The sequence below is a fragment of the Pseudomonas yangonensis genome (genome assembly GCF_009932725.1).
Classification (GTDB): Bacteria; Pseudomonadota; Gammaproteobacteria; order Pseudomonadales; family Pseudomonadaceae; genus Aquipseudomonas; species Aquipseudomonas yangonensis.
The window spans coordinates 35,725-56,322 of sequence record NZ_BLJU01000020.1; the positions used below are offsets into that span (position 1 = coordinate 35,725).

20 protein-coding genes and 1 pseudogene are annotated in these 20,598 nt (G+C 61.4%); 6 read left to right on the forward strand and 15 right to left on the reverse strand.

Annotated features, from left to right (window positions below; translation table 11 throughout):
- Positions 1-14: 14 nt before the first annotated feature.
- Positions 15-356 (reverse strand): GapS6a family protein, encoded by a 342-nt coding sequence (gene gapS6a / locus GYB81_RS18875; protein WP_161897931.1) that lies wholly within the window; start codon positions 354-356, stop codon positions 15-17.
- A gap of 433 nt (positions 357-789) precedes the next feature.
- Between gapS6a and GYB81_RS18880 the strand changes: the two genes are divergently transcribed.
- Positions 790-1,134: a YggL family protein gene (locus GYB81_RS18880; protein ID WP_161897932.1), complete on the forward strand. Its 345-nt coding sequence runs from the start codon at positions 790-792 to the stop codon at positions 1,132-1,134.
- 625 nt (positions 1,135-1,759) lie between these two features.
- On the opposite strand, the pseudogene GYB81_RS18885 reads toward GYB81_RS18880, so the two are convergent.
- Positions 1,760-1,822 (reverse strand): annotated as a pseudogene (locus tag GYB81_RS18885) (hypothetical protein); the annotation flags it as partial.
- Positions 1,823-2,063: 241 nt separating this feature from the next.
- Between GYB81_RS18885 and dacB the strand changes: the two are divergent.
- Positions 2,064-3,500, forward strand: coding sequence for a D-alanyl-D-alanine carboxypeptidase/D-alanyl-D-alanine endopeptidase (gene dacB, locus GYB81_RS18890; protein ID WP_161867660.1), 1,437 nt, complete (start codon positions 2,064-2,066; stop codon positions 3,498-3,500).
- A gap of 71 nt (positions 3,501-3,571) precedes the next feature.
- Here the strand turns inward: dacB and rlmKL are convergent, their stop codons facing one another.
- A complete protein-coding gene (rlmKL, locus tag GYB81_RS18895; RefSeq protein ID WP_161867659.1) occupies positions 3,572-5,752 on the reverse strand; it encodes a bifunctional 23S rRNA (guanine(2069)-N(7))-methyltransferase RlmK/23S rRNA (guanine(2445)-N(2))-methyltransferase RlmL in 2,181 nt (726 codons plus the stop codon).
- A gap of 414 nt (positions 5,753-6,166) precedes the next feature.
- Here rlmKL and rmf point away from each other — a divergent pair, with 414 nt between their 5' ends.
- On the forward strand, positions 6,167-6,382 hold the full coding sequence (gene rmf, locus GYB81_RS18900) for a ribosome modulation factor (RefSeq protein WP_003244273.1): 216 nt from the start codon (positions 6,167-6,169) through the stop codon (positions 6,380-6,382).
- Between the two features lie 80 nt (positions 6,383-6,462).
- Here the strand turns inward: rmf and GYB81_RS18905 are convergent, their stop codons facing one another.
- Both GYB81_RS18905 and GYB81_RS18910 read right to left on the reverse strand, forming a co-directional pair.
- Positions 6,463-7,485, reverse strand: coding sequence for a quinone-dependent dihydroorotate dehydrogenase (locus tag GYB81_RS18905; RefSeq protein ID WP_161867658.1), 1,023 nt, complete (start codon positions 7,483-7,485; stop codon positions 6,463-6,465).
- Between the two features lie 86 nt (positions 7,486-7,571).
- Positions 7,572-7,793: a DUF2835 domain-containing protein gene (locus GYB81_RS18910; protein WP_161867657.1), complete on the reverse strand. Its 222-nt coding sequence runs from the start codon at positions 7,791-7,793 to the stop codon at positions 7,572-7,574.
- A 144-nt stretch (positions 7,794-7,937) separates the two neighbouring features.
- Between GYB81_RS18910 and GYB81_RS18915 the strand changes: the two genes are divergently transcribed.
- On the forward strand, positions 7,938-8,828 hold the full coding sequence (locus GYB81_RS18915) for a DUF6685 family protein (RefSeq protein WP_161867656.1): 891 nt from the start codon (positions 7,938-7,940) through the stop codon (positions 8,826-8,828).
- Positions 8,829-8,832: 4 nt separating this feature from the next.
- Here the strand turns inward: GYB81_RS18915 and recX are convergent, their stop codons facing one another.
- The 3 genes from recX to GYB81_RS18930 form a co-directional block, all read right to left on the reverse strand.
- Positions 8,833-9,294 carry a recombination regulator RecX gene (gene recX / locus GYB81_RS18920; RefSeq protein WP_161867655.1) on the reverse strand — a complete coding sequence of 154 codons (462 nt, stop codon included), beginning with the start codon at positions 9,292-9,294 and terminating at the stop codon, positions 8,833-8,835.
- An 11-nt stretch (positions 9,295-9,305) separates the two neighbouring features.
- Positions 9,306-10,349 (reverse strand): recombinase RecA, encoded by a 1,044-nt coding sequence (gene recA / locus GYB81_RS18925; RefSeq protein ID WP_024308881.1) that lies wholly within the window; start codon positions 10,347-10,349, stop codon positions 9,306-9,308.
- 86 nt (positions 10,350-10,435) lie between these two features.
- Positions 10,436-10,936 carry a CinA family protein gene (locus GYB81_RS18930; RefSeq protein WP_161867654.1) on the reverse strand — a complete coding sequence of 167 codons (501 nt, stop codon included), beginning with the start codon at positions 10,934-10,936 and terminating at the stop codon, positions 10,436-10,438.
- 180 nt (positions 10,937-11,116) lie between these two features.
- Here GYB81_RS18930 and mutS point away from each other — a divergent pair, with 180 nt between their 5' ends.
- Both mutS and fdxA read left to right on the forward strand, forming a co-directional pair.
- On the forward strand, positions 11,117-13,684 hold the full coding sequence (gene mutS, locus GYB81_RS18935) for a DNA mismatch repair protein MutS (protein WP_161867653.1): 2,568 nt from the start codon (positions 11,117-11,119) through the stop codon (positions 13,682-13,684).
- Between the two features lie 140 nt (positions 13,685-13,824).
- Complete coding sequence (gene fdxA / locus GYB81_RS18940; RefSeq protein WP_003244255.1) at positions 13,825-14,148, forward strand: ferredoxin FdxA; 324 nt, start codon at positions 13,825-13,827, stop codon at positions 14,146-14,148.
- A 447-nt stretch (positions 14,149-14,595) separates the two neighbouring features.
- Here the strand turns inward: fdxA and rpoS are convergent, their stop codons facing one another.
- The 7 genes from rpoS to ispF form a co-directional block, all read right to left on the reverse strand.
- Complete coding sequence (gene rpoS / locus GYB81_RS18945) at positions 14,596-15,603, reverse strand: RNA polymerase sigma factor RpoS (RefSeq protein ID WP_161867652.1); 1,008 nt, start codon at positions 15,601-15,603, stop codon at positions 14,596-14,598.
- A 101-nt stretch (positions 15,604-15,704) separates the two neighbouring features.
- On the reverse strand, positions 15,705-16,586 hold the full coding sequence (locus tag GYB81_RS18950; protein ID WP_178101920.1) for a peptidoglycan DD-metalloendopeptidase family protein: 882 nt from the start codon (positions 16,584-16,586) through the stop codon (positions 15,705-15,707).
- Positions 16,587-16,634: 48 nt separating this feature from the next.
- Positions 16,635-17,573, reverse strand: coding sequence for a polyprenyl-phosphate transporter (locus GYB81_RS18955; protein WP_161867651.1), 939 nt, complete (start codon positions 17,571-17,573; stop codon positions 16,635-16,637).
- Positions 17,574-17,598: 25 nt separating this feature from the next.
- The gene (locus GYB81_RS18960) at positions 17,599-18,234 is read right to left on the reverse strand and encodes a protein-L-isoaspartate(D-aspartate) O-methyltransferase (RefSeq protein ID WP_161627115.1); all 636 of its coding nucleotides are present in this window, start codon (positions 18,232-18,234) and stop codon (positions 17,599-17,601) included.
- Between the two features lie 38 nt (positions 18,235-18,272).
- Positions 18,273-19,022: a 5'/3'-nucleotidase SurE gene (gene surE / locus GYB81_RS18965; protein ID WP_161867650.1), complete on the reverse strand. Its 750-nt coding sequence runs from the start codon at positions 19,020-19,022 to the stop codon at positions 18,273-18,275.
- The gene (truD, locus tag GYB81_RS18970) at positions 19,010-20,068 is read right to left on the reverse strand and encodes a tRNA pseudouridine(13) synthase TruD (RefSeq protein WP_161867649.1); all 1,059 of its coding nucleotides are present in this window, start codon (positions 20,066-20,068) and stop codon (positions 19,010-19,012) included. Before truD ends, surE begins: the two co-directional genes overlap by 13 nt.
- Complete coding sequence (ispF, locus tag GYB81_RS18975; RefSeq protein ID WP_161867648.1) at positions 20,065-20,538, reverse strand: 2-C-methyl-D-erythritol 2,4-cyclodiphosphate synthase; 474 nt, start codon at positions 20,536-20,538, stop codon at positions 20,065-20,067. The genes truD and ispF overlap by 4 nt, the downstream gene beginning before the upstream one ends.
- Positions 20,539-20,598: the final 60 nt, after the last annotated feature.

The window sequence follows — 20,598 nt, forward strand, 5'->3', positions numbered from 1 at the left end:
TCCCTTAGACTCAATCACCGAATAATCTTATTCCCAGCAACATTGTCCCCGCTACCAGTGTGGTGCTGTGTAACTTTGGTGATCATCGACGGTGCAGAAATTTCTGCTGCCACATTGATTTCTCGAATTAATTGAGCCATCTCTGGCGATTGCTCAATACGTCGAGCAATCGCAAGTTCACTCATCTCATCATTGATTCCTAACTTGCTTAGCTCTGTAGCTACTGCTTCTGCTACGACATCCTCCTTTATCCATTGACCCAAACGCTCCTTGAGCTTTGCAGCACTCAGCTTCAGGCCGCACTTGAAGATGTCATAGGCAGAGTTTGCAATTATTGCGGAGGTAATAAAATCCATTTCGGAGCTCCCTTGAGTTTAAAGCGATCTATCTGTTGCCTATCGGGTTGGCCAGACTCTATCACTTGAGCTGACGTTTGGTTGATTTTCTTGTTAGCACAGATGCGATTGCTGCTAGGCCTAGCTTTGACAGGTCTCCTATCGAAGCAGCGTTAGCCAGTTCACCCCGGAGCTGTTGCGGTGTGGTGGCCTGCCCCCGTCTTCAGGCTGCTGAAAACACTCGGCTTGGAGCGGCAAGTTTATGCGGTGACCACGACAAAGCGAGCCGTGCTCTGGCTGTCGGCTCGCCGTCGCCCGCCGAAGTGGCACTGTAAACAGTGGCTCAGTGGGCGTGCTTTGGCAGCTACCAGCGCCCGGACGGCCATAGCGCGAACAAGCAGTGCCACTCATTAGCTGGTAGAATGCGCACCGCATTTACTTTTGAGGATTTTCCATGGCTACCAACCGCTCCCGTCGTCTGCGTAAGAAGCTGTGTGTTGACGAGTTTCAGGAATTGGGGTTTGAGCTCAATCTGGAATTCAAGGAAGGCCTTTCGGAAAAAGCTGTCGATGACTTCCTGGTTGCGTTCTTTGCAGAGGCCATGGACGCGAACGGCCTGGACTATGTTGGCGGCGAAGAATTCGGCTTGGTCTGCCTGGCGAAGCGTGGCTCGGTAAGTGAGGAGCAACGCGCAACCGTTGAGGCCTGGCTGAAAAACCGTAGCGAACTGACCAAGATCGAGGTCAGCCCCTTGCAGGACGCCTGGTACCCAGAGAAACCGATCAACGTTGCAAAGTGATCGCGCTGAACCGACGTCGCTGCGCACCAGGTTTCTGAATTAAAAAGACCATCCTCCTGGATGGTTTTTTTGTGTCATTTCATCATGGAAGAACTGAATCCAGAGGCGGTTAAGTAGCTCAATCGAGCCAAGCTTTCTGAAGCGAACGCATCTCACATCCCTTTGTGAACCTTTTCTCGTTCACCGTCTTTAAAGCTTCGCCAGAAGCATCGCTATATAGCATCACCCTCACCCGCCGCCTCCGACCGGCTCCAGCAATGACATGGATTACCCAGGCTGTCGCAGAACAGCATCAGAGGCGCGCCGAAACTCATTGCTTGGCCTTTTCACTAGCCTCTTGAGCCGAATCGTTTAGCACCCTCACCGCTGGCACCTCACACTTTGCCAATCTTCTCATCAATGTGACAAGCAAGACGATTGGAGCAAGCTGTAGGGCCAACTGAGGTCAATTGGATGAAGCGAAGTTCTGGGTTTAACGAGTGGAGCATTGCTGGCTGGAATACCGTGGCACACCCCGGAGGCATGTCGGCAGAAAGCGGCTGTATGCTTGCAGGTAAAGCGAGGGGGGCAATGCGGGAAGGGCAGAGCGTTTTTGACAAGATTCTGATTATTTTTTGCTAATTAGCAAAACCTGGAATTCATCGACACAGAGCTTCTTGCGCAGACGGCGGGAACGGTTGGTCGCCATGAAACAATCCTCAAAGGTGATAACGCGCGGCACTCTAGCAGTTTCGCCGGCCGAACGCCCGTTTTGTGTCCTGGCCAGCCCTCGCGGATGTTGAACGCCAGCTGTTTGTGCCCCCTGTTTTTAGGCGGGCGGGGCCGACTGATGATGGGCTCTTGCGGCATAATGCGGGCAACTTTTTCCCGAGTCAGACGGTCGTTTGTCTATCTCGTTACTCCCGCCCGATTGCGGAAGGTTTCTGTCGATGATTCAACGGTTTCGCCAACTGGCGCTGAGCGCCGTGCTTTTCCCCCTCGCCCTCTCCTGTCATGCGGCCAGCGCCGCACTACCTGCCAAGGTGGAGCAGGCGCTGAAGGCCAACAAGATCGCCAACAGCTCGCTGTCCGTGATGACCGTACCGCTAGGCGGGCAGACCGGCGGCCTGCAGTTCAACGCCGATGTCTCGGTCAACCCGGCCTCGACCATGAAGCTGGTGACCACCTACGCGGCACTCGAACTGCTGGGCCCGAACCATCAGTGGAAGACCGAGTTCTATGCTGACGGCCCTCTGAAGGACGGTGTGCTGCACGGCAACCTCTACCTCAAGGGTGGTGGCGACCCGAAACTCAACATGGAAAAACTCTGGCTGCTGCTGCGCGACCTGCGCATCAATGGCGTACGCCAGGTCCAGGGCGACCTGGTGCTGGATCGCAGTTTCTTCGTCGCCCCGCAATTGCCGGCTTTCAACGACGACGGTGGCGACGCCAACAAGCCCTTCCTGGTCAAGCCCGACTCGCTGCTGGTCAACCTCAAGGCGCAACGGTTCATCACCCGTGCCGAAGACGGCAAGGTCAGCATCGCCATGGACCCTCCCATCGCCTCGGTGCGTATCGACAATCAGGTACGCCTGCTCAAGGCCGCCAAGTGCCCATCCTGGCCGGACATTCGTTACAACGCAGTGGAAGAGTTCGACGGCACCACCCTGATCGTCAGCGGCCAGCTCGCCGAAGGCTGTAGCGCGCAAACCTACCTGTCGCTGCTGGACCACCCCAGCTACGCAGCGGGCGCGGTACGCGGCATCTGGCAGGAGCTCGGTGGCAAGATTCTCGGCAAGGACCGCCAGGGCAGCGTTCCGGAAAAAGCCCGCATGCTGGTACGCGCCTTCTCGCCCGACGTGGTGGAGATCGTCCGCGACATCAACAAGTACAGCAACAACACCATGGCCCGGCAGTTGTTCCTCAGCATCGGTGCGCAGTTCCGCACCGAAGCCGATCAGGACGACGCCATGGCCGCACAGCGGGTGATCCGCAGCTGGCTGGCACGCAAGGGTATCACCGCGCCGCAGCTGGTAATGGAGAATGGCTCAGGGCTGTCGCGCGCCGAACGCATCAGCGCGCGGGAGATGGCGCTGATTCTCCAGGCTGCCTGGCGCAGCCCGTATGCCGCCGAATTCCGCAGCTCGATGCCGCTGGTGGCGATGGACGGCACCATGCGTCGACGTCTGCAGCGCACACCGCTGGTGGGCGAGGCGCACATCAAGACCGGCACGCTGAACAACGTACGCGCCATCGCCGGCTACAGCCGCGACAGCAATGGCCAGGACTGGGCGGTGGTGGCCATCCTCAACGACCCCAAACCCTGGGGAGCCACCTCGATTCTCGATCAGGTGCTGCTGTACACCTATAACCAGCCCAAGCGCTGACGATTTCTGTAGCCCGGATGCAATCCGGGGCCAGGTTCGCAGAGCCCCCGGATTGCACCCGGGCTAAGCAATCAGCGCGCAGTGAAACGCCAGGCGCGGTGGATCTTCGGATTGCGCGCGAAGTCCGGATCCAGGGTCTGCGCGCTGATCTCCTCGACCTGATAACGCGCTACCAGAGTCTCGTCGAGCTGGAACTTGCGGAAGTTGTTGGAGAAGTACAGCACCCCGCCGCGGGCCAAGCGCGCCATGGCCAGGTCGAGCAGCTCGACGTGGTCGCGCTGCACATCGAACACACCTTCCATACGCTTGGAGTTGGAGAAGGTCGGCGGGTCGATGAAGATCAGCTCGTACTCGCCGCGATCCTCACCCAGCCAGGCCATCACATCGCCCTGCTCCAGGCGTTGCTTGTCGGAAAAACCGTTGAGCGAGAGATTGCGCCGCGCCCAGTCCAGGTAGGTTTTCGACAGATCGACGCTGGTGGTGCTGCGCGCCCCACCCTTGGCCGCATGCACGGTGGCCGTGGCGGTGTAGCAGAACAGGTTGAGGAAACGCTTGCCGGCCGCCTCACGCTGGATGCGCAGGCGCAGCGGACGGTGATCGAGGAACAGGCCGGTATCCAGGTAGTCGGTGAGATTGACCAGCAGTTTGACGCCGCCTTCGCTCACCTCCATGAACTGGCCCTGGGCAGCCTGACGCTGGTACTGCTTGGTGCCGGTCTGGCGCTCGCGGCGTTTGATCGCCACCCGGCTCTGCGCCACACCCAGCGCCTGCGGGATCGCGGCCAGGGCATCGAGCAGACGCGCCTGCGCCTTGTCCGGGTCGATCGAACGCGGCGCGGCATATTCCTGCACGTGCACCCAGTCACGATACAGATCGACCGCCAGGGCGTATTCCGGCATGTCGGCATCGTACAGCCGGTAGCACTCGACACCTTCGCGGCGCGCCCACTTGCCCAGTTGCTTGAGATTCTTCTGCAGCCGGTTGGCGAACATCTGGCCGCCTTCGGACAAACGCGCCTGCTGTGGTGCTTCGCTCACCGGTTGTTGATCGTCCTCGCGCGCACGCCGCCCGCCGGTGACGAACTGCTCGGTCTGTACCTTGATCAGCAGCAGCTTGCACGCCAGCGCACCGTTCCAGAACGAATACTGCTTGTGGCTGCGCAAGCCCATGCGCTTGCCCAGCTCCGGCGCCCCGGTGAACACCGCCGCTTCCCAGCCCAGGCAGGCCTGACGCAGACGCTCGCCGAGGTTCTGATAGAGGTACAGCAGGCTGGCTTCGTCGCCCAGGCGCTCGCCATAGGGCGGGTTGCTGATCACCAGGCCCTTCTGATTCTGGTCCGGCCGCGGCTCGAAACTGCCCAGTTCCCCCTGATAGATCTTCACCCAGTCGGAGAGACCGGCACGCTCTACGTTGTTACGCCCAGGCTGGATCAGGCGCGGGTCGGCTTCATAACCGCGAATCCACAGTGGCGGCTTGGCCAGGCCGGCTGCGGCCCGTTGTTCGGCCTCGGCATGCAGCTTCTTCCAGATGGCCGGCACATGGCCGAGCCAGTTGGAGAAGCCCCAGCGTTCGCGCTTGAGGTTGGGCGCGATGTCGGCGGCCATCAGCGCAGCCTCGATCAGGAAGGTGCCGACACCGCACATGGGGTCGGCCAGCGCGCCGCCCTCGGCCGCGATACGCGGCCAGCCGGCGCGAATCAGCACCGCGGCAGCCAGGTTTTCCTTCAGCGGCGCGGCGCCCTGCTGCAGACGGTAGCCGCGCTGGTGCAGGCTGTGCCCTGAAAGGTCCAGAGAGAGCACCGCCTCACCTCGATCCAGGCGCAGATGCACGCGCAAATCGGGGTTGAGCTTGTCGATGCTGGGACGCTCGCCGCCGGCGGTGCGCAGCCGGTCGACGATCGCATCCTTGACCTTGAGCGCGCCGAAGTGGGTGTTATCGATGCCCGAGCCATTGCCGCTGAACTCTACTGCCAGGCTGCCAGCCGGCTCCAGGTGATCACGCCAATCCACCGCCTTGACGCCTTCGTACAGCTCATCGGCGTTGTTCATGGAAAAGCGCGACAGCACCAGCAGCACGCGGTTGGCCAGCCGCGACCACAGGCACAGCCGGTAGGCCACCTCGATCTCGGCATGCCCACGGACGGCGGCGGTCTGCTCGCGCGCCTCCTCCAGGCCCAGCGCCTTCGCTTCTTCCAGCAACAGGCCTTCTAGCCCTTTGGGACAGGTCAGCACGATTTCGTAACGATCAGACATGGATATTCAACTGCCTATGGCGTCAGGGGGTGCGCAGGCGCACCTCGACTCAAAATAAGTGACAAAAGGTCACAGTGCGACCCTTCGTCGGAATAAGTAAGAGCTCTCATTTGCACTCGCAAAATTAAGCATCGATGCGCATAGCCAGCTGTGGCGGCGCTTGGCTGAAAGAGGCTGGACATATGCCCAGCTTCCTTATGGCGACACCCGCATTTAGGTTACGCCCTTATGACAAATCGATCATTCACAGCCATCGGTGCATTCGTTAGAACACTACCTAAGGCTTTCGCTGCAACGGCGAAGGCACAGAAGGTTCGCCACGCCGGCAGCGGACTTTCGTAGGCAGAAAGATTTCTGCCCGGCCTTGCTACAAGGCCAACGGGACATAACAGTCAACAGTGAGGGCAACACCCTATGAGAAGACTTAAGCGTGATCCGTTAGAAAGAGCTTTTTTGCGCGGCTATCAATACGGCATCAATGGTAAATCCCGCGAACTCTGCCCCTTTACCCTACCTTCGGTTCGTCAGGCCTGGCTCAATGGCTGGCGTGAGGGCCGTGGCGACAATTGGGATGGGCTGACCGGCACCGCCGGTATTCATCGACTCAACGAACTTCACGCTGTCGGCTGATCAGGATCACACCCGACTTCACCATGCCGACCCCCTCCGGGCGGCGGGCGCAAGCCCAAGGGCTCCTTCGGGAGCCCTATTTATTTACGCAACGCAGCAATCGCATCCACAGCCTCGCGAATCAGCGCCGGCCCCTTGTAGATGAACCCCGAATAGATCTGCACCAGACTCGCCCCTGCAGCGATTTTCTCCGCTGCGTGCTTGCCCTCGGTAATACCACCGACTGCGATGATCGGCAGACGGCCCGACAACTCGCCAGCCAGTACCTTGACGATATGCGTGCTCTTGTCTCGCACCGGCGCCCCCGAAAGCCCGCCGGCCTCGTCGCCATGAGCCAGCCCCTCGACGCCTGCGCGGCTGAGGGTGGTGTTGGTGGCGATCACCGCGTCCATATCGGCACCCAGCAGGGCCGATGCGACCAGCGCTGTTTCTTCGTCGCTCATGTCCGGCGCGATCTTGATCGCCAGCGGTACGCGCCTGCCGTGTTCCTGGGTCAGGTCTTCCTGACGGCGACGCAACGCCTCGAGCAGCTCCTTGAGCGAATCACCGAACTGCAGGCTGCGCAGCCCCGGCGTGTTGGGCGAACTGACGTTGACCGTGACGTAGCTGGCATGGGCGTAGACCTTGTCCAGACAGGTCAGGTAATCATCCACCGCACGTTCGACCGGCGTATCGAAATTCTTGCCGATATTGATGCCCAGCACCCCCTTGAACTTCGCGGCCCTGACCCGCGCCAGCAGATGATCGACACCGTGATTGTTGAACCCCATACGATTGATCACCGCCTCGGCCTCGGGCAGGCGGAACAGGCGTGGCTTGGGATTGCCCGGCTGCGGCCGCGGGGTCACGGTACCGATCTCGACGAAGCCAAAGCCGAGCTGGGCGAAGCCATCGATGGCATCGCCATTCTTGTCGAGCCCCGCCGCCAGACCAACCGGGTTGGCGAACTGCAAGCCCATCACATTGACCGGCAGGCTGGTCGGCGCCTTGGTCAGCAGGCCATTGAGACCCAGCCGGCCACCGGCACCAATCAGATCGATGGACAGTTCATGAGAGGTTTCCGGGGACAGTTTGAACAGCAGCTCGCGGGCCAGGGAGTACATGGGCAGGCTCAGCTCGACAGATAAGGGTTGGCAAGCCGCTGATTATAGCCGTGCAGGCATCATCGGCGCGAGGCAAGCGCGCCAGATCAGTCCAAAGGGCGTAAGCTCAGCAACTCGCCGGTGTTGCTGAACTCCAGGACGAAGGAACCATAGATGCCGGCGTGAGTCAGATACGGCCGCAAATGGTGAGCCGGCAAACTGACGCGGCGCCCGTCACGGCTTTGCGCCATAATCCGGTTGGCATTGCCACGGTAGATGGCCTGCAATCGTTCGGCCGATAACGCAATATCCAGCACCAAGCTGGGCATGGAGGCACCCTCGCAAATGAATGCGGCTATTTTGCCACAGACCTGCACAGCTGCTGGCGCTCATGTTTCGCGCTACGCTTTATGGGCAACAGTTGTCCACGTCTGCCACATTGCAGTAGACGCTTCAGGAGCGATCTGCCGGCCATGAGCCTGTCCGAATCTTCAACCCTTAGCAGCCGCCTGGCCGCTCTTGCTCAGCGCATGGGCCTGCTCGGCCGTGGCTCACGGCAGATTTTTGCCAGAGCGAGCGCCCTGCGCCTGCCCTTCAAGCCGCTACCCGCTGCGGTCGATAGCATCTGCTGGCACGACGGCCCGCAACTGCAACTGCTGGTCAACCTACCGCGCGGCGCACTCTCCGGCCCGGTACAGGAAGACAAGGCCCAGGCCCATGCAGCCCTCACGCAGGTCGTCGAAGCGCAAACACAGCAACTGCCGGCCTTCGACCTGCGCATGATCGATGGTTTCGCCTGCTCTACTCCTGCTCCAGGCTACGCATGCTTCGAGGACTATGCCGCAAGCGAGCACTGCAAGCGGGTTCGCATCATCAGTTACAAGGATTTCGTCAAAACCATCAGCCTGGCATTGCCGCGCTTTCTCACAGGCGAACCGGTCGAACTGCGCCAGGCCAGCTGGCGAGGCTCGCGCACCTTCTGGTCAGGAGAAACGCAGGGTGAAGCCTTCGCCGGCGCGATCGCCTACGCCCGCAGACGCGGACTGGACGTGCAACTGCCAGCCAATCTGGTGCGCTATCGATTGAACGAAGCAGGCCTGGATGACCTGCAGAGTCGCTATCATGTGCTGGCCATGCCGGAAGCGGCCTGGAGTGACCCAAGCTTCATGGGACTGCTGCTGGACAACGCGATTCCATACGCGAGGCTGTCACTGCTGAAGAAAGCCGGCACACCGGAATTTCTCATGCTTCCCAAGGAGCACCAGGACGCCACAGCATTGGGCGAAGGCTTGCGCCTGGCTGGCGCCCCCGATGTGCCGGAGCATCTACGCCAGCTGACCGCGCAACCGGAAGTTGCCGAATGACGAGCTAGTCGTCGCAACCGCGCAACAAACGCCCGATCATCTCCATCGAATACCCCCGGTAAACCAGAAACCTGCCCTGCTGGGCACGCTCGCGAGCATCACCAGGAAGCCGACCGGAAAACTTGCGCTGCCAGGTTTCACGCAATTGCTCGAACCAGTCGATGCCACTTTCGCGTAGCGCCTGATCGATATCGCTGCGCGCCAACCCACGCTGCCCCAGCTCGTCACGGATGCGCTGCGGACCATAGCCGGCACGCGCCCGATAGGCGATAAAGCTCTCCAGGTAGCGGGCCTCCGACAACAAGCCTTCTTCTGCCAAGCGCTGCAGAGTAGCTTCGATCATCTCTTCCGGGGCGCCGCGTTTGCGCAGTTTGCGCGTCAGTTCGACGCGCCCATGCTCACGTCGCGCCAGCAGATCCATGGCCGCTCGCCTGACGACGAGCGGGTTATCTAGTACGACGGTCATGCGTTGGCGACTTAGAAGTCGACTTCTGCGTCAGCCAGATCGTCAGCGGAAGCCTTGGCCGGAGCACTGCTGACCAGCAGTTTCTGGCGAATCTGACCTTCGATCTCGCGGGCCACTTCCTGATTGTCTTCCAGGTACTTGGCGGCGTTGGCCTTGCCCTGGCCGATCTTGTTGCCCTGATAGCTGTACCAGGCGCCCGATTTCTCGATCAGGCCCTGCTGCACGCCCAGGTCGATGATCTCGCCGTTACGGTAGATACCCTTGCCATACAGAATCTGGAATTCGGCCTGACGGAACGGTGGGGCAACCTTGTTCTTGACGATCTTCACGCGGGTTTCGCTGCCCACCACCTCTTCGCCTTCCTTCACCGCGCCGGTACGGCGGATGTCCAGACGAACCGAGGAGTAGAACTTCAGCGCGTTACCGCCGGTGGTGGTTTCCGGGCTACCGAACATCACGCCGATCTTCATACGAATCTGGTTGATGAAGATCACCAGGCAGTTGGCGTTCTTGATGTTGCCGGTGATCTTGCGCAGCGCCTGGCTCATCAGTCGGGCCTGGAGGCCGACGTGCATGTCACCCATTTCGCCTTCGATTTCCGCCTTGGGCACCAGTGCCGCCACGGAGTCGACGATGATCACGTCGATGGCATTGGAGCGCACCAGCATGTCGGTGATTTCCAGTGCCTGCTCGCCGGTATCCGGCTGCGAAACCAGCAGATCATCGACGTTGACGCCGAGCTTGCCGGCATAATCCGGATCCAGCGCGTGCTCGGCGTCGACGAAGGCACAGGTGGCACCCAGCTTCTGCGCTTCGGCGATGACCGAGAGAGTCAGGGTCGTCTTACCGGAGGACTCGGGACCGTAGATCTCGACGATACGGCCTTTCGGCAAACCGCCAATACCCAGCGCGATATCCAGACCCAGCGAGCCGGTGGAAATGGCCGGAATCGCCTGACGCTCATGATCGCCCATGCGCATGACGGCGCCCTTGCCGAACTGCTTCTCGATCTGACCCAGGGCAGCCGCCAACGCGCGCTTCTTGTTCTCGTCCATTACATCCTCACGTATTCACAAGGGCCTCAGCGGCCGCCAACAACTGTATAAGTAGCCAGTATTATTCCACAGGGCAAGTCGCCCGCCTACCCCATCGCAGGATTTTCCTCTGCCAACAGGCGCAGAAGCCCCGCCAGAGCGGCCTCGACCGTTTGTCGGCGCACCTCGTCGCGGTTTCCGGAAAACAGCCTGCGCACGCTGTAAAGCCGCTCGCCATCGCCCCAGGCCAGCCAGACGGTACCGACCGGCTTTTCCGGCGAACCGCCATCCGGGCCCGCCACACCGCTGACGGCAACGGCATAACGCGCGCTACTGTGTCCCTGAGCGCCGCGCACCATGGCCTCGACCACCTCCTGACTGACCGCCCCGACACTGGCGAACAGGTCGGCGCAGACATCCAGCTGCCGGGTTTTCTGGGCGTTGGAGTAGGTCACGTATCCCGCCTCGAACCAGGCCGAGCTACCCGGTATGCGGGTAATCGCCTCGGCGATACCGCCACCGGTACAGGATTCTGCCGTGCTGACCTGCGCCCCCTGTGCTTTCAACGCCTTGCCAAGTTGCTCGGCCAGCTGACTGATTCTGTCCATCTTCGCCTCCTTATCGAATCACCCCACGCTACACATCTTGCGTGAGCAGGGGAAAGGGTCATGACACCAACCGGCGTAACACGGCAGCGACCGATAGCCTCAGCGTTTCGGGGTCCACGGCAAAGGCGAAGTATGGGAAGATTCCCCGTTTAGTCACACCCACCGCATGTAAGGCCCGGCATGACCGATCTCTCCGCACACACCCCGATGATGCAGCAATACTGGAAGCTGAAGAACCAGCACCCGGACCAGTTGATGTTCTATCGCATGGGTGACTTCTACGAGATTTTCTACGAAGACGCGAAGAAGGCAGCCAAGCTGCTGGACATCACTCTGACCGCCCGCGGTCAGTCGGCCGGCCAGTCGATCCCCATGTGCGGCATTCCCTTCCATTCGGTAGAAGGTTACCTGGCCAAGCTGGTCAAGCTTGGCGAGTCGGTGGTGATCTGCGAACAGATCGGCGACCCGGCTACCAGCAAGGGCCCGGTGGAGCGCCAGGTGGTGCGCATCATCACCCCCGGCACCATCAGCGACGAGGCGCTGCTCGACGAGCACCGCGACAACCTGCTGGCAGCGGTACTGGGCGATGAGCGCCTGTTCGGTCTGGCCGTACTGGACATCACCAGCGGCCGCTTCAGCGTGCAGGAGATCAAGGGCTGGGAGAACCTGCTGGCAGAACTGGAGCGCCTGAACCCCGCCGAACTGCTGATCCCGGACGACTGGCCGCAGGGCCTGCCCGCCGAGAAGCGCAAGGGCTCGCGCCGCCGCGCGCCCTGGGACTTCGACCGCGACAGCGCTTTCAAGAGCCTGTGCCAGCAGTTCGGCATCCAGGATCTGAAAGGCTTCGGCTGCGAAAACCTGACCCTGGCCATCGGCGCCGCCGGCTGCCTGCTGAGCTATGCCAAGGAAACCCAGCGCACCGCCCTGCCCCACCTGCGCAGCCTGCGTCACGAGCGCCTGGACGACACGGTGATCCTCGACGGCGCCAGCCGCCGCAACCTGGAGCTGGACATCAACCTATCCGGCGGTCGCGACAACACCTTGCAATCGGTCATGGACCGCTGCCAGACCGCCATGGCCAGCCGCCTGCTGGGCCGCTGGCTGAACCGCCCGTTGCGCGACCGCACGGTGCTGGAAGCACGCCAGAACGCCATCGCCTGCCTGCTCGACGGCTATCGTTTCGAGATGCTGCAACCGCAGCTCAAGGAAATCGGCGACCTGGAGCGCATTCTCGCCCGTATCGGCCTGCGCAACGCCCGCCCGCGCGACCTGGCCCGCCTGCGTGATGCCCTGGCCGCGCTGCCGGAACTGCAGCAGGCGATGGTTACGCTGGACACGCCGCACCTGCAGCAGCTGGCCAGCACCATCGCCACCTATCCGGAGCTGGCCGAGCTGCTGGCCCGCGCCATCATCGACAACCCGCCGGCGGTGATCCGCGACGGCGGCGTGCTGAAGACAGGCTATGACGCCGAGCTGGACGAGCTGCAGGCGATGAGCGAGAACGCCGGCCAGTTCCTCATGGATCTGGAGGCACGCGAGAAGGCCCGCACCGGCCTGGCCAATCTCAAGGTGGGCTACAACCGTGTGCACGGTTATTTCATCGAGCTGCCGACCAAGCAGGCCGAATCGGCGCCGGCCGATTACATCCGCAGGCAGACGCTCAAGGGCGCCGAGCGTTTCATCACCCCGGAGCTCAAGGAATTCGAAGACAAGGCGCTATCTGCCAAGAGCCGCGCCCTGGCGCGGGAAAAGATGCTCTATGACGAGCTGCTGGAACGTCTGATCGGCCACCTCGCGCCGCTGCAGGACAGCGCCGCGGCCCTCGCCGAACTGGACGTACTGAGCAACCTGGCCGAGCGCGCGCTGAATCTGGATCTGAACCGCCCGCGTTTCGTCGACGAGCCGTGCATGCGCATCGACCAGGGTCGTCACCCGGTGGTCGAGCAGGTGCTGACCACCCCCTTCGTGGCCAACGACCTGGACCTGGACGACAACCGCCGCATGCTGATCATCACCGGACCGAACATGGGCGGTAAGTCCACCTACATGCGCCAGACCGCCCTGATCGTGCTGCTGGCCCATATCGGCAGCTTCGTCCCGGCAGCGGCCTGCGAGCTGTCGCTGGTCGATCGCATCTTTACCCGTATTGGCTCGAGCGATGATCTGGCTGGCGGCCGCTCCACCTTCATGGTGGAAATGAGCGAAACCGCCAACATCCTGCACAACGCCAGCGAACGCAGCCTGGTGCTGATGGACGAAGTTGGCCGTGGTACCAGTACCTTCGATGGCCTGTCGCTGGCCTGGTCGGCGGCCGAGCACCTGGCGCGCCTGCGTGCCTTCACCCTGTTCGCCACCCACTACTTCGAACTGACGGTATTGCCGGAAAGTGAGCCAGTGGTGGCCAACGTTCACCTCTCGGCCACCGAACACAACGAGCGCATCGTTTTCCTCCATCACGTCCAACCCGGGCCGGCGAGCCAGAGCTATGGCCTGGCGGTGGCGCAACTGGCGGGCGTGCCGGGTACGGTGATCAGCCGCGCGCGCGAACACCTGGCACGCCTGGAAGCCACCAGCCTGCCGCACGACCTGCCGCGCCAGGAGCCCGGCCAGCCGCAGGTGCCGATGCAAAGTGATCTGTTCGCCAGCGTGCCGCACCCATTGCTGGAGCAATTGGGCAAGATCAATCCGGATGATCTGACACCACGCAAGGCACTGGAACTGTTATATACATGGAAGACGCAGATCTAACGCTCTATAGAACAAACTGCTAGAATCGCGCGCAATTTTTACGACCGCCCGGTTTACAGCCTGAGCCGCGGCCACAGACAGAGCGCCTGACAGCCCTTCGCAGAAAGAGCCCAGGCCGCCGCCCGAGGAGAGAATCAGACATGACCTTCGTCGTTACCGACAACTGCGTCAAATGCAAATACACCGACTGCGTGGAAGTCTGCCCGGTTGACTGCTTCTATGAAGGCCCGAATTTCCTGGTGATTCACCCGGACGAGTGCATCGACTGCGCCCTGTGCGAACCCGAGTGCCCGGCTCAGGCGATCTTCTCCGAGGACGAAGTGCCTGAGGACATGCAGGAATATATCGAGCTGAACGCCGATCTGGCCGAAGTCTGGCCGAACATTACCGAGAAGAAGGACTCGCTGCCGGACGCCGAGGAATGGGATGGCGTGAAGGACAAGCTGCAGTATCTGGAGCGCTGAGTTCGCCTGGAAACACAAAGACCCGCCAAGTGCGGGTCTTTTGTTTTCTACGCAACGCCTTTGGCGATCAGGGTTGAACAGAACAAGCAGGCAAAAAAAAGGGGCGGCTTGCGCCGCCCTCTTTTATTCCCTAGTCCCTTTGTTTCCCAACTCATCATCCTGATGGATCGCGTCTTGCGATGTTCCTGATCATCATCCTGATGATCTGTGCTTGTCCCTGAGCACAGGTGTGATATTAGCCGTTCCAGGCTTGCGCACAAGCCGACACAACGCCCAGCCAGAATGTTCAGTAAAAATAAAAAAACTTAAAAAACAAAGACTTAATAACTTTCTTCCATTGCATCTCAGCCAAATAAGCACAAAGGCTGACACCACTTGTAAGCGATGACTTACATGGCCTCGCACAAAAAACCCGGCCGAAGCCGGGTTCTTGGTCGAAGCCGAGGTTCACTGGAACAAGGCGTCACTGGACAGGCCGTTCTTCTCCAGAATTTCGCGCAGACGCTTGAGCGCTTCGACCTGAATCTGCCGCACACGCTCACGCGTCAGACCGATCTCCTGCCCTACTTCCTCCAGCGTACAGCTCTCATGCCCGCGCAGACCGAAACGGCGCACAACGACCTCGCGCTGCTTTTCGGTCAAGTCGGACAGCCACTGATCTATGCTCTGCGACAGGTCATCGTCCTGCAGCAACTCGCAGGGATCGGTCGGACGATCATCGGTCAGGGTGTCGAGCAGCGTCTTGTCCGAATCCGGACCGAGCGAGACGTCTACCGAAGACACACGCTCATTGAGGCCAAGCATGCGCTTGACCTCACCCACCGGTTTTTCCAGCAGGTTGGCAATTTCTTCCGCGGAAGGCTCATGGTCGAGCTTCTGGGTCAGCTCACGCGCCGCACGCAGGTAGACGTTGAGCTCCTTGACCACATGAATCGGCAGACGGATGGTTCGCGTCTGATTCATGATTGCGCGTTCGATGGTCTGGCGAATCCACCAGGTCGCATAAGTCGAGAACCGGAACCCCCGCTCCGGATCAAACTTCTCTACGGCGCGAATCAGGCCCAGGTTACCCTCCTCGATCAGGTCGAGCAGAGAAAGACCGCGGTTGACGTAACGCCGGGCAATCTTGACGACCAGACGCAGATTGCTCTCGATCATGCGCTTGCGCCCGGCAGGATCGCCCTTCTGCGCCAAGCGCGCGAAGTGCACTTCCTCTTCGGGAGTGAGCAAGGGAGAGAAGCCGATTTCGTTGAGATAAAGCTGAGTGGCGTCCAGCGCCCGGGTGTAGTCGATGTACTTGTGCTGCCTGGAAGGTGCGGCGCTCTTGGCCTTGGTGCGCGTGACCGGTGCTTCCACGTCATCGCCCTGAACCTCGCCGAACACGATGCCCGGCTCCATCAGGAGCAGTTCATCGTCGACGTCAAACTCCGGCGCTTCTTTTTTGATGAGAGCCATTGTTGTTGTCCTTAGCTGAGTTCGACAACAGACTCTGGCGGAACCGTCCTGGCCACACCTGAGCCCGTCCCTCCTACGTGATGGAACGGGTCAGCGACGGGTCAACGACGTGGCAGATATTGCAACGGATCGACAGGTTTACCTTGGCGGCGAATCTCGAAGTGCAGCTTCACCCGGTCGGCCCCTGTAGACCCCATTTCGGCAATGCTTTGCCCGGCTTTGACCTGCTGCCCCTCCCGTACCAACAACCTGCGGTTATGACCGTAAGCACTTACGTAGGTGTCGCTGTGCTTGATGATGATCAACTCGCCGTAGCCCCGCAAACCACTCCCGGCGTACACCACTGACCCATCAGACGCAGCTAAAACAGGCTGTCCTAATTCCCCAGCGATATCAATTCCTTTATTCAAACTACCGTTTGAGGAAAAACGACTGATTACCGCCCCCTGTGTAGGCCAGGACCAACCGCTGGCAGAGCGGCTTACCGGGGTTACAGGCGTGGTCGCGGGTGTATTGGCTACAGGTGGCCGGGCTGGCTGAGTGGCAGGCGGCGCCGTCACTGCGGCTGGCGGGCGGGTCTGCGCCGGCTGAGTAACCACAGGGGAAGCGGTCACAGGCGGCGCCGAGGCAACGGCAGGCCGACTGCTGCCCACCGGGCGATTGTCGAAACGGATCGTCTGGCCAACGCGGATGATGTAGGGGTCACGCAGACCGTTGTGCGCGGCCAGCGCCTTCCAGTCCCAGCCGAAACGAAATGCAATGGAGTACAGGGTATCGCCGCGCTGCACCACATAATGGCCGTTGCGCACGGGCTGACGTTGCACCACCGGAGCGCGCCCCTGGTTCTGTCCGCGATCGACCACTTGCACGCCACCTGGGGGCGAACTGACGCAACCGGCCAACGCCGAGGCGGCAAGCATGGCGAGCGGCAGACGAAAGACTGCGACTGCGCGGACCAGCACGTGAAGGACGGTGCAACTCACCCAACTGCTCCCTGAATGATTCCGAGTACGGCGCCTATTGTGGCGCAATTATTCCGTACGGCCATTATCGATTGGCCGACGGCGTGCCAGCCATTCCAGGCTCAGCACCAAAACGATACCGCCTATTGCCAGCGCCACGGCGAACAAGAGCTGTGGATCCTGGCCGCTGACGTCGGCGAACTGCCCCGGCAGCAGATTGTTCTGCAACAGCGGCACCTGCTCGCCCTTGCTGTCGACACGCCAGGTCAGCGTCTCCTTCCAGGGCCAGACCTTGTTCAGCGAGCCGAGCATCAGCCCGCTGAGAAACGCCAGACTGAGGTCGCGCCAGCGCGACAGCAGCCAGCTGAGCAAGCGGGCGAAGCTGAGCAGGCCCACCACACAACCGCTGGCGAAAACCGCCAGCACCAGGAGGTTGAGGTCTTTCACCGCGCCCAGCACGACCGAATAGAGGCCGAGCAGCAGCAGAATGAAACTGCCCGATATACCTGGCAGGATCATTGCGCAGATGGCGATGGCGCCAGCCAGGAACAGGGTCGGCAGGTCACTGCCCCACTGCATGGGCGCCGCGACGGTGATCCAGTAGGCGAAAGCCAGACCGAGCACGAAGCTCACCGCCCGACTCCAGTTCCACCGCCCGATTTCGCGTCCTACCAGATAAGTGGACACCAGAATCAGGCCGAAGAAGAACGACCAAACCGGAATCGGATGATGGTGCAGAAAATAGGTGATGACGCGGGCGAGCGTGAGGATACTGGTGACAATGCCGCTGAACAGCACCAGGAGAAAGGTCGCGTTGGCCATCTGCCAGGCGTCCTTGATGCGGCCGCGCAGCAGCAACAGCAATGCTTCGGGAATACCGGCGATGGAGCGCAGCAGCTCGTCATAAATGCCGCTGATGAAGGCGATGGTGCCGCCGGAAACGCCCGGCACGACATCGGCAGCGCCCATGGCCATGCCCTTGGCGTAGAGCAGGAAATATTTCTTCATGGATCCTTCCAGAGCGATACAGCAGTCAGGCCAGCGGCCCGTTGAGCAGCGGCACGAAGCGCACCGCGTCCAGCACATGACGGGAAAAACCATCCTCTTCGCGCACGATCAACAGCAATTGCTGCACGTCGCCGCTACCGACCGGGATGACCAGACGCCCGCCTGGCGCCAGCTGATCGAGCAAGGCCTGCGGCACCTGCGCGGCGGCGGCCGTTACGATGATGCCGTTGTACGGACCGAGTGCATTCCAGCCTTCCCAACCGTCTCCCCAGCGAAAGACCACGTTGCGCAGCTTGAGTTCGGCCAGACGCTCCTTGGCACGATCCTGCAGCACCTGGATGCGCTCGACCGAAAACACCCGTTCTACCAACTGCGCGAGCACGGCGGTCTGGTAGCCGGAGCCGGTGCCGATTTCCAGAACCTTGTCCAGCGGCCCGGCTGCCAGCAGCAGCTCGGTCATGCGACCGACCATGTATGGCTGGGAAATGGTCTGGTTATGGCCGATGGGTAGCGCGGTGTCTTCATAGGCACGGTGCGCCAGCGCCTCATCGACGAACAGATGACGCGGGGTACGGCGGATCACCTCCAATACCCGCGCGTTGGACAGCCCCTCCTCGTAGAGACGCTGGATCAATCGTTCACGGGTGCGCTGCGAGGTCATGCCGATCCCGCTGCGCTGCATGTCGTCCTGGCCACGCATCAGAAGATGCCCTCCAACCAGCCATCCATAGTTTCGAGAGCCTCATTGAACGTGCGATCGAGCCGTAGCGGCGTGATCGATACATAGCCTTGCATCACGGCATGGAAATCGGTGCCCTGACTGCCGTCCTCGACGTCACCGGCCGCAGCGATCCAGTAGCCTTCCTTGCCGCGTGGGTTGACCACCTTGACCGGCGCAGCTGCACGCGCACGGTGACCGAGACGGGTCAGCTGCACACCCCGGATATGTTCGAGCGGCAGGTTCGGCACATTGACATTGAGCACGGTACGCGGCGGCAACTCGAGGCGCTCGTGCGCTTCGACCAGCTTGCGGGCGAAATAGGCGGCAGTCGGCAGATTATCGGGAAGACGCGACAGCAGCGAGAAGGCGAACGCCGGCTTGTTCAGGAAGCGACCTTCCAGCGCCGCGGCCACGGTGCCGGAATAGAGCACGTCATCGCCCAGGTTGGCGCCCAGGTTGATGCCCGAAACGACCATGTCCGGCGTCTGCTCGAGCAAGCCGTGAAGCCCCAGATGCACGCAATCGGTCGGCGTGCCGTTGAGGCTGATGTAACCGTTGGTCAGAGCCATCGGATGCAGCGGGCGGTCGAGCGTCAACGCACTGCTGGCACCGCTCCTGTCTTCGGCAGGGGCGATCACCACGCATTCGGCGTAGTCGGCCAGCGCCTGGTGCAACGCGGCGATACCGGGCGCGTTCACCCCGTCGTCGTTGGAAATCAGAATTCGCATGGAGTATCCGTCTGCCCTGCTGGCACCAGATCGAGCAATTCGCGCACCACCACGGTGGCGAAACACCCGGCCGGCAGGACGAATGCAAGTTGCAGAATATCGGGCTCGGGATAATGCCACGTAAGGCTCTGAATGGGGAGGCGCAGAATTCGCCGTTCGTGCGCCATGTCCGCCTTGACCAGCCATTGCACCAGTTGCGTAGCCTCATCGGCGACGCTTTGCTCCAACTGCTGGGTGGCACCACCGGTCGGCAGCGCACCGTCACCCCACAATGGCCCGGTGGGATGCAGATCGAGAATGGCCAGGCGCGGGTCATGGCATTCTGCCTCGCCTGCCATGAAGAAACTGCGACTGCCGGTAAAGGCCAGCAAATCGCCGATCTGCGCCTGGTTCCAGGAGCCGGCCGCCACGCGCTTGGCCAGCACCTGGTTGAACAGGTAGCTGCGTGCCGCTGAAAGCAGGCGCGAACGCAGATTGCGCTGCACCGGCAGCTCCTGGCGCACGGCAAAATCGCGCGCCTGCTCGACATTGCCGCCGTCGAAGCCGAAACGCTGCAGACCGAAATAGTTCGGTACGCCCTGCGCCGCAATACACTGCAGGCGCTGCTCGAGGGCATCACAGTCAGCCTCGAGCGCGGTCAGGCGCAAGGTGAAGCCATTGGCCGAATGGGCGCCGCGCTGCAGCTTGCGGTTATGTCGCTGGCTGTTCAGGATGACCAGATCATCGCCCTGCGCGGCGGCAAGATCGGGGTCGGCCTTGCCCGGCAGGTGCAGGCTGAACCACTGGCGGGTCAGCGCCTGGCGATCCTTGAGGCCGGCGTAGCTGACCGCCTTGAGCGGCAAGCCGGCAGCACGGGCGATGCGCCGCGCCGCTTCCTCGGTATTCAAGCCGCGTTTTTGCACCCACAGCCACAGGTGCTCGCCCTGGCCAGTGAGCGGAATGTCCAGTACCTCATCGACCTGAAAGTCCTCGGCCGTAGCCTTGAGCACGGCGCGTCCGCAGGCCTCGCCATGGGCGCGCGGCCCCAGCAGTTGCAGCTCGTTCATGCCTTGACCAGCAAGGCCACGGCGTGCACCGCAATACCTTCCTCGCGTCCGGTGAAGCCGAGTTTCTCGGTGGTGGTGGCCTTGACGTTGACCTGGTCCAGCTCGATGCCAAGATCTTCGGCGATGCGCTCGCGCATGTTCTGGATATGCGGCGCCATCTTCGGCGCCTGGGCGATGATGGTGGCGTCGACATTGCCCACCGCATAGCCCTTGGCCCGCACCAGGCCCATGACATGACGCAGCAACATACGACTGTCGGCGCCCTTGAAGGTCGGATCGGTATCGGGGAAATGTTTGCCAATATCGCCCAGCGCCACCGCGCCGAGCAGGGCATCGCTCAGCGCGTGCAGCAGCACGTCGCCATCGGAGTGAGCGACAAGACCGAATTTATGGGGAATCCGCACGCCACCGAGGGTGATGAAGTCGCCTTCGCCGAAGCGGTGTACGTCATAGCCATGACCGATACGCATAAAGAACAACGCCCTGAAAAAGTCAGGGCGTGATTCTAACCGCATTGATCCGTAGCCCGG

Bases quoted from the DNA above. Each gene is read 5' to 3' on its own strand.
- gapS6a (WP_161897931.1), bottom strand. From the start codon at position 356: ATGGATTTTATTACCTCCGCAATAATTGCAAACTCTGCCTATGACATC.
- GYB81_RS18880 (WP_161897932.1), top strand. From the start codon at position 790: ATGGCTACCAACCGCTCCCGTCGTCTGCGTAAGAAGCTGTGTGTTGAC.
- dacB (WP_161867660.1), top strand. From the start codon at position 2,064: ATGATTCAACGGTTTCGCCAACTGGCGCTGAGCGCCGTGCTTTTCCCC.
- rlmKL (WP_161867659.1), bottom strand. From the start codon at position 5,752: ATGTCTGATCGTTACGAAATCGTGCTGACCTGTCCCAAAGGGCTAGAA.
- rmf (WP_003244273.1), top strand. From the start codon at position 6,167: ATGAGAAGACTTAAGCGTGATCCGTTAGAAAGAGCTTTTTTGCGCGGC.
- GYB81_RS18905 (WP_161867658.1), bottom strand. From the start codon at position 7,485: ATGTACTCCCTGGCCCGCGAGCTGCTGTTCAAACTGTCCCCGGAAACC.
- GYB81_RS18910 (WP_161867657.1), bottom strand. From the start codon at position 7,793: ATGCCCAGCTTGGTGCTGGATATTGCGTTATCGGCCGAACGATTGCAG.
- GYB81_RS18915 (WP_161867656.1), top strand. From the start codon at position 7,938: ATGAGCCTGTCCGAATCTTCAACCCTTAGCAGCCGCCTGGCCGCTCTT.
- recX (WP_161867655.1), bottom strand. From the start codon at position 9,294: ATGACCGTCGTACTAGATAACCCGCTCGTCGTCAGGCGAGCGGCCATG.
- recA (WP_024308881.1), bottom strand. From the start codon at position 10,349: ATGGACGAGAACAAGAAGCGCGCGTTGGCGGCTGCCCTGGGTCAGATC.
- GYB81_RS18930 (WP_161867654.1), bottom strand. From the start codon at position 10,936: ATGGACAGAATCAGTCAGCTGGCCGAGCAACTTGGCAAGGCGTTGAAA.
- mutS (WP_161867653.1), top strand. From the start codon at position 11,117: ATGACCGATCTCTCCGCACACACCCCGATGATGCAGCAATACTGGAAG.
- fdxA (WP_003244255.1), top strand. From the start codon at position 13,825: ATGACCTTCGTCGTTACCGACAACTGCGTCAAATGCAAATACACCGAC.
- rpoS (WP_161867652.1), bottom strand. From the start codon at position 15,603: ATGGCTCTCATCAAAAAAGAAGCGCCGGAGTTTGACGTCGACGATGAA.
- GYB81_RS18955 (WP_161867651.1), bottom strand. From the start codon at position 17,573: ATGAAGAAATATTTCCTGCTCTACGCCAAGGGCATGGCCATGGGCGCT.
- GYB81_RS18960 (WP_161627115.1), bottom strand. From the start codon at position 18,234: ATGACCTCGCAGCGCACCCGTGAACGATTGATCCAGCGTCTCTACGAG.
- surE (WP_161867650.1), bottom strand. From the start codon at position 19,022: ATGCGAATTCTGATTTCCAACGACGACGGGGTGAACGCGCCCGGTATC.
- truD (WP_161867649.1), bottom strand. From the start codon at position 20,068: ATGAACGAGCTGCAACTGCTGGGGCCGCGCGCCCATGGCGAGGCCTGC.
- ispF (WP_161867648.1), bottom strand. From the start codon at position 20,538: ATGCGTATCGGTCATGGCTATGACGTACACCGCTTCGGCGAAGGCGAC.